Origin of the sequence: Acinetobacter sp. YH12117 (assembly GCF_013418865.1) — a bacterium.
GTDB lineage: Bacteria > Pseudomonadota > Gammaproteobacteria > Pseudomonadales > Moraxellaceae > Acinetobacter > Acinetobacter indicus.
Genome location: NZ_VPBF01000032.1, coordinates 22,565 through 34,130, shown reverse-complemented (window position 1 = coordinate 34,130; position 11,566 = coordinate 22,565). Strand labels below are relative to the sequence as shown.

Below are 11,566 nucleotides of genomic sequence, written 5' to 3'. Positions count from 1 at the left end.
GAATAATTCAAGTGAATTTGTTTGAAAGAAGAACTTTAAAAGCTTTATTTTCACCCGATAAAATACCCATAAAACAAGAGGAAGCTCAAATGAGCTTCCTCTTGTGAAAAATTGTGGGACAGCAATGCGCACCATGCGCCTTTTTTATTTGCTGACTTCGCTTAAGCCACTTTAGCCGGAATGGTCACAGCGGTATTCGGTTTAAAACGCAGGCTGCATTGACCATTGACCGATTTATCCCCCAGTTTAATCTGGACAGTCTGACCGGCTATTTTACCGTTACAGGCATTGGCCATAGCCTGTTGACGGGCCTGACGCTGTGCTAGGCGCTGATCATACTGTTTCACCAGTTCGGCACGTTTGGCATCGGTTAAGGCACCTGTCTGAGGACCATGCTGTTTAAACTGGCGTACATCGCCACGCATTGGACGATGTTCACGGCTGTGTTTAAGCTGCTGGCGTTCCGGCGTAAACACCAGGGAACAGGTCCCATTCACGGTTTTTTCACCGGCTTTGACCTGAACCACCTGTCCGGCAGCTTTGCCTTCACAGGCCGTTTTGATCTGCTGCATCATCTGGCGGCGTTCAGTACGCAGCTGCTGCCATTGTTCACGCTGTTCCGGGCTTAGGCGTGCATGTTTGCCGTGCATGGAGTGAGCCATACGACCTTCACGTTCCGGCGTTGCTGTACTATTGGTTGACTGACAGGCTGTCAGTGTCCCGACACTGAGTAAACCCACTGAAACAAGCGCAATTTTTGTCATCGTTTTCATGATTATTGTCTCCACACAGAACCGCGATACAGTTATCTTTAACTGCGACAAGAATAAATAATAAAGATGAAGAAACAATGGAGAGTTTTTTCAGACACTGTTCGCTACAATAGTGAAATAAAAGAAAAATTGAGATGAGTGTTTTGAAAATACGCCGGATTCCAATCGCCCTGCGCCTGTTTTTGACTGTGCTATTGACCGCGCTGGTCATTTCCACGGTCAGCCTGTGGGTGCTGCACTGGAATATGCAACGCAATTTCACCAAATACGTGGCCGATGTCGAAATGCAGAAGCTGGATCATGTGATTCATAATCTGGCCGGTGTGTATGGTGTCTATCATGATTGGGGCAATGCCATTCAGGCGCAAATCCTGCAAATTGAAGGACAGGCCGGCCCGGAAGATTATGACCGCCTGTCGCGCTGGTGGTTGCGCCGTCAGTACGATATTGCCTTGCAGCAGCGTTATTTTGAAGAACATACCTTAATGAATGTGGCGCCAACGCTGGCTGAACCAGATCCGCAGAAACGCCAGGCCTCGCAGGAGGAACTAAAATGGCTGGAAATGAATCTGCCTTCCGAGTATCGCCCCTTTGAAGGCCTGAAATTTCCTTTAAGCGCGCAGCAGAATACCACCCGGGTTAATCAGGGCAGTGCCCAGAACCCGCGTCCGAATCAGCCACAATCGGATGGCAAAAAACAGTTTATTTCCATGCCGGACCGTTTGGGTCTTAGTTCACGTCTGGCTTTATATGATGCCAAGCGTCAGTTTGTGGTCGGTGAGCCGGCAGAAGGACAAATGTCGTATCGCCCGATTTTAATGAACAATCAGGTGGTCGGCTATCTGGGTTTAAAACCGGTGCTGGATCAGGATGATGCGCTCAGCATTAATTTCTTTAGCGAACAAAAGCGTTATCTGCTGCTGATTTATGGTCTGTCCTTTATTGCCAGTTTACTGGTGGCCTGGTTATTGGCGACCTATTTTAGAAAGCCGATTCAGCGTCTGCTCAATGGGACCCGTGAACTGACCAAAGGCAATTATCAGTATCAGGTGAAAGTAAACCGTAATGATGAACTCGGTGATTTATCTACAGAGCTGAATCAGCTGGCAGTCATTTTAGATCAACATGAAACCTCACGCCGGCAGTGGGTGGCTGATACCTCACACGAATTAAAAACCCCGCTGGCAGTGTTACAGGCCCAAATTGAGGCTATGCAGGATGGTATCCGTAAAGCCACACCGGAACACTTAGATGCAATGATGCGTCAGGTCAGCAGCCTGAAAAAACTGACTCAGGACCTGGCTGATTTAGCCCAGGCCGAAGCCATGCAGCTGAAATTCTATCTGGCCTCAATCAACCCTTGGCAGGTGATTGAACAGGAAGTCGAGAATTTCCGGCCGAAGTTTGAACAGGCCGAGTTAAGCGTGCGTCTAGAAGGTGAAGCTGTGCCTTTACAATTAGATATAGACCGCTTTAAACAAATTATGGTGAACTTGATTGCGAACAGTATTCGTTATACTGAGGCCGGTGGGCAGGTTCATATTCATAGTGAGCAGACGGCAACAGAATGGAGTGTCTATGTCGATGACAGTCCATTTGGCCTGACCGATGAACAGCTAGCCCGTTTAGGCGAGCGTTTTTACCGGGTGGATGATTCGCGTACGCGGAGCACTGGCGGTACCGGTTTAGGTCTGGCGCTGTCTGCTAAAATTGCGCAGGCCATGGGTGGCCAGCTGAGTTTTGCGCATTCGCCATTGGGTGGCTTGCGCTGCAAACTGACTTTCCCGATTCCGACCAAACAATAAAAGGAAAAGATATTCATGAAACATGTCATGCTGGTTGAAGATGAAGTTGAACTCGCTCAATTGGTCCGCGACTATCTTGAAGCTGCTGGGTTTGAGGTCAGTATGTTTCATGATGGACAAGAAGCCTATAACAGCTTTTTGCAGCGTAAACCGAGCCTGATGATTCTGGATCTGATGGTGCCACGTATGGATGGGCTGACCATTTGCCGTAAAGTACGTGAGCAGTCTGATTTACCCATTATTATGGTCACGGCGCGTACCGAAGAAATTGACCGGGTGCTGGGCCTGAATATGGGTGCAGATGACTATATCTGTAAGCCATTTAGTCCGAAAGAACTGGTGGCACGTGTGCAGGCAGTGCTGCGCCGCTTAGACCGCAAGGCTGAACCGGAAACCAATGATTTATTCCGGATAGATAAAGCCCAGCAACGCATTTGGTATCAGCAAAAAGCGCTGAACCTGACCCCAACCGAATTCCGTTTACTGGAACTGTTTTTAGAGCATGTCGGGCAGGTCTATTCCCGTGCCCAATTGCTGGATCATATTAACCCGGACAGTTTTGATGTTGCGGATCGGGTGATTGACAGTCATATCAAAAACCTGCGCCGTAAGATTTCCGAAGCGGCAGAAACCGGTAATCGTCATGAGTGGATTCAGGCAGTCTATGGGGTTGGCTACCGTTTTGAATATCCGGAAGATTAATTTCATGCGGAGTGAAAAAGCGAATAGATATGTGCCTATTCGCTTTTTTTATGAGAGTAGGTTGTGCAGTATTTAGGGGCAGGATGGTGATAAATCAACAGACTGATCAAGCATAAGACCAAGATAAAAGGGGGGGATTTCTAATATTATAATTTTTAAATGAATTTAATTTTTAACAAGAATATTTTGTAAATTTTAATAAGCTTGAAAATTGAAGTAAATAAAATTCCGGTATAATCCGCAGCCTGCCTTTGGGAATTTTTCTATGCACGTCAATAATGAGCTTGTCGCACGCCTAATTCAGCGCAATATCACCCCCGCGATACACTATTTTGAACAAACCCAGGATAGTTCCCGCCTGGAACATCAGATCAACTTCTGTGTACAGCAGATTATTGTTTGTTTAAATTCCGATACAGTGGCCACCATCAAAGCACTATTGCAGTATTTAATTGCAAAAAGCCAGCACAGCAGTGAACATTCAGGGTGGCGCAAAGCCTTTGAGTTGTTCAATGATAAATATAAAGTTTAATCGCTGATTTTACATACGAGAGACAGGATTAAACTGTGGGCACGATTTATCTCTGTGTTTTTGCCCGAGCTAAACACGCGAGCCTACAGTTTTGAGTAACGCTATACGTTGTCGATCCAGTTTCTTGAGTTTGGACACCACCAACGCATAAGAATTCAGCACTAAATCTTCGATTAAAGCTTCATCCAGCTCTTCATCTTCATACACTGAAATCCAGTGCTGTTTATTCATATGCCAGCCGCTACGAATATACGGATAAATATCACGCAGCATGGCACCATGATCTGGCGCTACTTTTAAATTAATGGCCGCTTGTCCGTGCAGATGAAACTGTAACATAAAGACTTTATCCAGCACTTTAAACACATCACAACCCTCACCAAAAGGCTGGGTCACTGTGACTTCAGGCAGGGTAGTAGCGACTTTTGCCGCAAGTGGATGCAAAGCCATACGCAATTTAGGTTGAAGGGCACTTTGTGGATAATGCTGAAATTATCCACAATTTACCAGGCTAATGTGGATACTTTAAGACGAGCAGCTGACCATCACTTCAGGCACATCGCTTGGCAGCGGCGCTAAATCTTCCGGTTTTTCCAGCACAGTCTGTCGGGTATAGGGTTGACTGAGCAGGCGAAATAAACGCTCGACTTCAGAAAAATCATCCCGCTCGGCCAGTTCAATTGCTTTTTGCGCCATATGGTTGCGCAGGATGTAATGTGGATTGACGGCGGTCATGGCGGCATCCAGTTCATCGGTATCCTGATGTTCACGAATACGCTCATATTGCGTCAGGAAGGCTTCAAACTGACGACGGTCTAAGCAATCATCTTTAATCGTTTCATAGTCTTTATGTTGCAGGCGAATAAAGCTCTGGGTGTAATCCAGCTGCTCGCTTTGCAAGATTCTTAAAAAAGCCATCGCACAGTCAAAGCTGTCTTTATGGAAGCTGGGTAAGCCCATTTTCTGGTTTAAACCATGCTTGTAGTGTTCCAGGAAGGTCGGTTCAAAATGGGCCAGACATTGAGCCAGATCCGTTTTCCATTGCTCTTGGTCATCGTCTGCCGGACAAAGTGGAATCAGGTTGTTCAGCCAGGTCCACAAGTTCCAGTGCCCAATACTCGGCTGCTGCTGATAGGTATAACGTCCCTGATAATCGGAATGGTTGTTGATCCAGTTCGGACGGAAGCGCTCCATAAAACCGTAAGGGCCAAAATCCAGGGTAGAACCGGTGATATTTAAATTATCGGTATTCATCACCCCATGGGCAAAGCCGACCAGCTGCCATTGGGCAATCATCACTGCGGTACGCTGCACCACCTGTGTGGCAAAAGCTAAAACAGGCTGCTCGGCCTTCAGACATTCCGGATAATGCCATTCGATACATTTCTGGGTAAATTCAGGCAGTAAATCTGGCTGATATTGATTGATCCATTCAAAATGCCCCAGCCGAATATGACAGTCCGAGGTACGTAACATCATTGCACCCGGTTCCAGTTTTTCACGCTGTACCCCTTGGGTGGATGAAGTAAATCCCACGGCATTACTGGAAGGTACGCCCAAGGCATTTAAGGCATGACCGGCCAGATATTCACGAATCACCGAGCGTAACACCGCGCGACCATCGCCCATCCGTGAATAGGGAGTGGCACCGGCACCTTTTAAATGCAGATCAATGGTCTGCTGATGCTGGTCAACAATCTGGGCAATCAGTAAACCACGTCCATCACCGAGCTGGCCGGCCCATTGCCCGAATTGATGCCCGGCATAAACCATGGCCAACGGCGGAAATTCAGCAAATGTTTTCTGGCCGCTACAGATTTCGACCCACTGTACTTTGTCTTCATCTGACCATTGCAGTTCATCGGCCAGTGCTGCATTGAAATGCCCGGCTTTGGCGCCTTTTAAAGGCAGCGGTTGTTGCTGGTGATACAGACGGGAAGGCAGGGTAGGATAGCGCGAGTTAAATTGCATTGCAGAACAGCCATTCAGAACAGGCCTTCACTATAACAAACTTGGCTGGAGAAAAGTGTCGTGTTTCCGAATAGAAAAAGCCTCCATCAGGAGGCTTTTTGCAGGGCTTTGGTATTATTGTGAAACCGGATTCTTTTTCAGGTTACGCATCAGAATGTTCAGGGTTTCCCGATGATGGGTTAGACGCTGTTCTACCAGCTGGAATTCAACTTTCAGCTTGTCATCCATTTGATGGATTTTTTCTGCCACCGCCGATTTCTTGGCCTGAATTTCCTGCTCTTTTAACTTGGCCCAGTCATTTAGGGTATGGGTAAAGGCTTCATATTCTTGTGCCAGACGCTGTTTGACGCTGCTGATGTCGTCATTGACATTGTGGCCATATACCGCCAGGTCCTGCTCGGCATATTTGAACTTCATCGCCAGTTCCGCTTTTTTAATATTAAAGCTTGGAATACGGCGCAGGTTTTTTGCCAGACCCAGTTTCGAACAGCTCCAGATTAACCATTTGGTTGGGTCATATTGCCACCATTTCACGCCATTACGGTAATCGTACTGGAAGATATGGTGATAGTTATGATAACCCTCGCCCCAAGTGGCAATAGCCAGCCAGAAGTTGTCACGTGCCGTATTTTCGTCGGTATATGGACGTTTGCCCCACATATGACACAGCGAGTTAATAAAGAAGGTCACATGGTGGCTCAGAATCAGACGCATCAAACCGCCTAATAGCAGAACACCCCAGATATCGCCAACAGCCCAGCCAATTGGGAGTAAAATGCCGACATGCACCAGAATCACTAAAGGCACATAGTATTTATGCTGGAACATCACCAGTTTGTCATTCAGCAAATCTGGCGCATTTTTATAGTTCGGTTCTGCTGCCGGATAGTCGCGCAGCATCCAGCCTAAATGGGCGTACCAGAAACCGTTATTGATCGAATACGGATCTTTATCGACATCATCGACATGACGGTGATGGGTACGGTGACCTGAGGCCCAGAACAGGATACTGTTCTGTACGGCAAAGGTGCCCATAATCATTAAAATGATTTTCAAAGGTAAAGTGGCTTCATAGGCACGGTGCGCCCATAAACGGTGATAACCTGCTGTAATACCCAAGCTGCTAACGCCAAGTAAAACAAACATGCTGATCCAAGCTGCAAGGCTAAAATCATGGTGGTAAGCATATAACGGGATGGCAATGATTGCGACAATTGGCAAGAGCACCAGAGCAAAAACGGCAACCCAGTTAATTGGGGCTTTGGGTAGGGGAGCATTCATCTCCAACAGTACTCCTGAAAGCTGGGGAGGTGTAAAGAAGTGCTTAATCCATTACTTTTTGTATGGAATAAGATTTGAGCATATTAGCATGCGCGTTTCGGCGTCACTAGCATTATTGTACAGATGTATTGTACCAAACAGTAACAGAATAAGATTGAAGCTTGATTGATTTTATCGAAGGCTGCGGCATGATAAAGATAAATCCTTGATCAATGCGAAATCAATCACATGAGATACCGTAAAATTAGTTTAATTTTGCCGTATTTGATCGCGGTGGTTTTCATTACGGCCTGTCAAAGCACACCGCCGTCTTCTACAACCTCCAAAGTCCAGTCACAGCCACGTGCGGTAAAAGCACCGGCAGCGGTTAAACGCAGTAGCGATGGTCTGCAGGATATTCGCTGGGAAATTCAAACCATTCAGGGGAAAAAGGCACGTTATTTTCATGCCAGCCCGTATTTAATGCTCAATTCCCGTTTTCAGAATCTGCAGGGCAATACCGGCTGTAATTCTCTTTTCGGCCGCTATCAGCTGCAGTTCAGTCAGGGCCGTTTAAGCCTGAACAGCCGTGCCACGCATAATAGTTGTGATCATGCGCTGGCGCAGGAAGCCGACTTGATGGATGCCTTGCAACGGGTCAAACGCTTCCAGTTACAGGGTAAAACCTTATATTTGCTGGATGAGCGCGGGCTAATGCTGATTCAGGCCAATCAACGCTAAATAGAAGTTCAATCAATATAAAATCAGCCTGTAACATGCAGGCGGATTGAGCATCTATTGTTTTAAATATGTTGCATCATCAGTTTTGGGAAATCGGTAATTAAACCGTTAATGCCTAAATCTTTCAGCTGTTTGGCACGTTCCACTTCATTGACCGTCCAGACACTCACCCCCAGTTGTGCTTGCTGGGTGGCCTGAATCATGCGCGGGGTCGCCAGTTCATTCATCCAGCCAATCTGACAGCAGCCAAAGTGCAATGCCTGTTCAATGGCCTGTTCCTGGATATCTTCTTCAATCAGTAAACCGCGCTTAAAGGTCGATTGCTGCGCCTGTAAGGCCTGATGGATTTTCAGGTCAAAACTGGTAATCACAGCAGAATGTTCAAAGCCTTTGAGCTGCTGATGCAAGGCCAGAGTCAGCTGTTCAGCCTGCGCCTGGGTTTCCACCGCTTTAATTTCAACTTCAATATGTTCAAAGTTCTGGATTAGGGCCAGGGTCTGGTTTAAATACGGGGTGATTTCAAAGTTCGCCCAGTTTTTCCAACCATAGGCCTGATTATAATGATGTAAATCTTGCGTGCTGCATTCATAAAGCGGACGGTCCTGACCGGTGGTCCGGATCAAATGATCATCATGCATAATGACCAGTTGCTGATCTTTGAGCTGACGTACGTCAAACTCGACGGCGCGTACGCCTAAATCCTGAATATACTGAAAACCGCCCAGGGTATTTTCCGGGGCTTCGCCGCGGGCACCACGATGTCCAATTATACGCATAACAGGCTCAGCGTTTGGGGAGGAAGTTTCATTGTGAGCCTTTAAGATGACCGGGATGTGACAGCGCTATTGTGCGCTGATCTTAAATTTATACAAGTCAGATCAGCGCATATTTTCATCAATTTTTTCTATGAAAATGACGGCTTTATTCAATCGTTTCGTTAATATTTTTTTGCCACAGCACTTCAGCGCCGCCTTCACTGCGTTGCAGGGTGCGTGAAGCCACAAATAACCAGTCAGATAAACGGTTTAAGAGCTGCAAAGACGTGGCCTGAATATTCTGGTCACGGCTATGCACTGACATCACGCTACGCTCAGCACGGCGGCAGACAGCACGGGCCTGATGGGCATAGCTACACGCCAAGGTGCCGGCAGGCAGAATAAAGTCCTTAAGCATGGGCAGGGTTTCATTCATCCGATCGATGTCGTTTTCCAGAAACTCGATTGATACCGGTTGTACCAGAGTAAAGCCCGGAATGCAGACTTCACCGCCTAAATCAAACAGCCAGTGCTGAATCAGGCTTAAAGATTTATCCCAGCTGGCTTTGTCCTGAATGGTGCTGGCGGCAATCTGTGCGCGCAGTACGCCAATGGTGGCATTCAGTTCATCGACATCGCCGAGTGCGGTAATACGTAAATCATCTTTGGCAACACGTGAACCATCACCCAGACCGGTGGTGCCTGAGTCGCCAGTACGGGTATAGATTTTACTTAAACGGTGGCCCATAGCTGTTCCTTGAATTTTTAATCATGTGAATATAAAAAGGATCATGCCACAGTCACGACATGATCCTCAAAATTTATATGTCCTTTGGGGCGTTTAGTATTTAACCGTTACGCCGACAGAGGCGAGGCGGCCGCCGTTGATGTAGTAGACCCCATCAATACTGCCATCATATGCTGCTTTATATTCAACATCACCCACGTTTTGAATATTGCTGAACAGTTTGAGATACGGATTGATATTCCAGTAAGCATGTAAATCAACAGTTGCATAACCCGGTGTAGTTTGTGTGGTGGACCAATCCTTAGCCTTGGATTTGGCCACTAGTGAGGCACTTAAACCATAGTGCTCATTTTGAATGCCTGTAGATAAGGTTAGTGTTTGGCGTGGACGACGCAATAATGCAGTATCTTTAATTGCATTGGTTGCTTTGACATATTGATAAGCTGCTTTAAAGAAGTAATCGTCTTGAGCCCATTTAGCAAAAGTCTCTAGTCCTTGCATGCGTGCTTCAGAAATATTATCTAAGCCCCATGGTGCGCTGTCGGCATAATCAATTAAATTGTCGATATCGGTATGGTAGAGAGAAGCACCATATTTCCATTGATTATTAATTTGATGATCGAAACCAACTTCATAAGAAGTGCTTTCTTCAGGTTCTAACTCTGGATTGGCAGACGAGCCATAGTAAAGATCATTGACTGTAGGAGCCTTAAAAGCTGTTCCTAGATTTGAATAAATACTGAAATTTGGGGTGAAATGGTAACGTACACCAAGTTGTCCTACTGTATGCGTACCAAACTTTTCATTATCTTCAACGCGAGCCCCAAGTTGGGTGTTAAGTTTATCTGCTTGATATTGATGCTGTAGGTAATAGCCTGTGGTGTTAAGATCCTGTTGAAATGAACCGGATGATTTTTCAGTTTCAGTTTCTAATGCTTTATGAGTTATACCCACGATTACATTTTGCTGAGGTGTGAACTGCTGCTTTAACATTAACTCATATTCGTCAGCAATATAGGTGGTGTTTTCAAAGGATTTGAGCTGTTCTAACTCGTCTTTAAAATGTGAAATACGTGCATTTGCGCGTAGATTTTCATTAAGTTGTAGATAGGTTTTTAAATTGGTGACTGCATTTTTAAAGTCGTGTGACTTGGTCTCATAATCTAAAGTGACCCAACTAAAATTTTGATAAATTGAGTTACCTTGGTTTTCGCTATGGTCAAGGCTTATGCCATAGTTTTCTTTTTCAATACCGGCTTTGGCAGAAAAACCTTTTTGCTCATAGTTGGATTTGGTGGCGCCCTCTAAGTCTGTAATCGCTGTACCATCACTTTCTAAACGCTGACCACGAATCTGCAAGTAGATATCATTTTCTGATAAGTCAGCTCCAACTAGAGCCTTGTAAGTATTGTTTTCTCCAATTTCACCCGTAATAAAAGCACCAGACTGTTCTGGTGTCTTTGAAATAATTTGTACGACGCCACCAATAGCATTGGTTCCATACAGAACAGAAGCAGGGCCTTTTAGGACTTCAATCTGATGAATATCGGTAGTATCTAAAAAACTTAATGATGCTAAACCACTGGCATCATTATTTAAACGTACGCCATCACGTAACACTAAAGTGTGGTCAGAATCTGTGCCACGCATAAAAATAGAAGTTTGTTGACCGAAACCACCAAGTTGCACCACATTTAGTGCAGCCTCTGAGCGTAATAAATCTGAAAGCTGTGCAATTGGAGATTGTTCAATCACATCAGGCTCAATAATTGAAATCCGCGCAGGCACATTGCCAATCTTCTCTTCAGAACGAGTAGCTGTAACCACCAAGGTATCCAGGGCCGCATTGACGGCAGGTTGCTCTTGAGACTCCGTAGCAAAGACAGAAGTTGAAAACCCCATCGCAAGAGCGATTGCACCTACCAAGGCAGTAGGTTGAAATTGAATAGACATGATATGTGCTCCATACATTCACCCCACGTGAATGATTGAGTTAAAGGGCACAACAAGCAGGTATCCGGACTTCAATGTGGCGCCAGGCATCTTGATGATGACCTGGACCTATATATCCACCTTCCCATATCTGAATACAGTGGTGTAAATCGCATGATTTAAACTGATATATGTTTCATTGTTACCGTTGCGGGGGCAGTGTTGGATTTTCACCAATTTCCCTAAAGCCAAGGCTTAAACTTGCTGTGAAACGGGCGCAGTATAAGTGCCGTATGCATTTTAAACAACTTGTGCAAGAATTATCAGGCTGAACTTTACTCAAGTGA

At 45.8% G+C, this 11,566-nt stretch carries 11 protein-coding genes and 1 riboswitch; of the genes, 4 read left to right on the top strand and 7 right to left on the bottom strand.

The features are described from left to right. Positions 1–161: 161 nt before the first annotated feature. Positions 162–773, bottom strand: a complete 612-nt coding sequence (locus tag FTU55_RS11370) for a hypothetical protein (protein ID WP_180047101.1) — start codon at positions 771–773, stop codon at positions 162–164. Positions 774–907: 134 nt separating this feature from the next. Here FTU55_RS11370 and baeS point away from each other — a divergent pair, with 134 nt between their 5' ends. The 3 genes from baeS to FTU55_RS11355 all read left to right on the top strand — a co-directional run bounded on the left by baeS (position 908) and on the right by FTU55_RS11355 (position 3,812). Beyond that, on the top strand, positions 908–2,578 hold the full coding sequence (baeS, locus tag FTU55_RS11365; protein WP_180047099.1) for a sensor histidine kinase efflux regulator BaeS: 1,671 nt from the start codon (positions 908–910) through the stop codon (positions 2,576–2,578). Positions 2,579–2,593: 15 nt separating this feature from the next. Beyond that, entirely contained in the window at positions 2,594–3,280 is a 687-nt protein-coding gene (locus tag FTU55_RS11360) for a response regulator (protein ID WP_180047097.1), read from the top strand. 265 nt (positions 3,281–3,545) lie between these two features. Next, complete coding sequence (locus FTU55_RS11355) at positions 3,546–3,812, top strand: hypothetical protein (protein ID WP_163145455.1); 267 nt, start codon at positions 3,546–3,548, stop codon at positions 3,810–3,812. Between the two features lie 69 nt (positions 3,813–3,881). On the opposite strand, the gene FTU55_RS11350 is transcribed toward FTU55_RS11355, so the two are convergent. The 3 genes from FTU55_RS11350 to FTU55_RS11340 form a co-directional block, all read right to left on the bottom strand. After that, positions 3,882–4,262, bottom strand: coding sequence for an MmcQ/YjbR family DNA-binding protein (locus tag FTU55_RS11350; RefSeq protein WP_163145456.1), 381 nt, complete (start codon positions 4,260–4,262; stop codon positions 3,882–3,884). A 75-nt stretch (positions 4,263–4,337) separates the two neighbouring features. Further along, on the bottom strand, positions 4,338–5,783 hold the full coding sequence (locus FTU55_RS11345; protein ID WP_180047095.1) for a YdiU family protein: 1,446 nt from the start codon (positions 5,781–5,783) through the stop codon (positions 4,338–4,340). Between the two features lie 114 nt (positions 5,784–5,897). Beyond that, positions 5,898–7,064, bottom strand: a complete 1,167-nt coding sequence (locus FTU55_RS11340) for an acyl-CoA desaturase (RefSeq protein ID WP_180047093.1) — start codon at positions 7,062–7,064, stop codon at positions 5,898–5,900. Positions 7,065–7,292: 228 nt separating this feature from the next. Here FTU55_RS11340 and FTU55_RS11335 point away from each other — a divergent pair, with 228 nt between their 5' ends. Then, positions 7,293–7,784, top strand: a complete 492-nt coding sequence (locus tag FTU55_RS11335; RefSeq protein ID WP_180047091.1) for an META domain-containing protein — start codon at positions 7,293–7,295, stop codon at positions 7,782–7,784. 62 nt (positions 7,785–7,846) lie between these two features. On the opposite strand, the gene FTU55_RS11330 is transcribed toward FTU55_RS11335, so the two are convergent. From FTU55_RS11330 to FTU55_RS11320, 3 genes are all read right to left on the bottom strand, one after another. After that, the gene (locus tag FTU55_RS11330) at positions 7,847–8,560 is read right to left on the bottom strand and encodes a glycerophosphodiester phosphodiesterase (protein ID WP_180047089.1); all 714 of its coding nucleotides are present in this window, start codon (positions 8,558–8,560) and stop codon (positions 7,847–7,849) included. 145 nt (positions 8,561–8,705) lie between these two features. After that, on the bottom strand, positions 8,706–9,287 hold the full coding sequence (locus FTU55_RS11325; protein WP_016658650.1) for a cob(I)yrinic acid a,c-diamide adenosyltransferase: 582 nt from the start codon (positions 9,285–9,287) through the stop codon (positions 8,706–8,708). A gap of 93 nt (positions 9,288–9,380) precedes the next feature. Further along, positions 9,381–11,240: a TonB-dependent siderophore receptor gene (locus FTU55_RS11320; protein ID WP_180047087.1), complete on the bottom strand. Its 1,860-nt coding sequence runs from the start codon at positions 11,238–11,240 to the stop codon at positions 9,381–9,383. A 37-nt stretch (positions 11,241–11,277) separates the two neighbouring features. Further along, positions 11,278–11,499: riboswitch (cobalamin riboswitch) on the bottom strand. Positions 11,500–11,566: the final 67 nt, after the last annotated feature.

Coding starts and splice junctions, on each gene's coding strand:
- FTU55_RS11370 (WP_180047101.1), bottom strand. CDS start 773: ATGAAAACGATGACAAAAATTGCGCTTGTTTCAGTGGGTTTACTCAGT.
- baeS (WP_180047099.1), top strand. CDS start 908: ATGAGTGTTTTGAAAATACGCCGGATTCCAATCGCCCTGCGCCTGTTT.
- FTU55_RS11360 (WP_180047097.1), top strand. CDS start 2,594: ATGAAACATGTCATGCTGGTTGAAGATGAAGTTGAACTCGCTCAATTG.
- FTU55_RS11355 (WP_163145455.1), top strand. CDS start 3,546: ATGCACGTCAATAATGAGCTTGTCGCACGCCTAATTCAGCGCAATATC.
- FTU55_RS11350 (WP_163145456.1), bottom strand. CDS start 4,262: ATGGCTTTGCATCCACTTGCGGCAAAAGTCGCTACTACCCTGCCTGAA.
- FTU55_RS11345 (WP_180047095.1), bottom strand. CDS start 5,783: ATGCAATTTAACTCGCGCTATCCTACCCTGCCTTCCCGTCTGTATCAC.
- FTU55_RS11340 (WP_180047093.1), bottom strand. CDS start 7,064: ATGAATGCTCCCCTACCCAAAGCCCCAATTAACTGGGTTGCCGTTTTT.
- FTU55_RS11335 (WP_180047091.1), top strand. CDS start 7,293: ATGAGATACCGTAAAATTAGTTTAATTTTGCCGTATTTGATCGCGGTG.
- FTU55_RS11330 (WP_180047089.1), bottom strand. CDS start 8,560: ATGCGTATAATTGGACATCGTGGTGCCCGCGGCGAAGCCCCGGAAAAT.
- FTU55_RS11325 (WP_016658650.1), bottom strand. CDS start 9,287: ATGGGCCACCGTTTAAGTAAAATCTATACCCGTACTGGCGACTCAGGC.
- FTU55_RS11320 (WP_180047087.1), bottom strand. CDS start 11,240: ATGTCTATTCAATTTCAACCTACTGCCTTGGTAGGTGCAATCGCTCTT.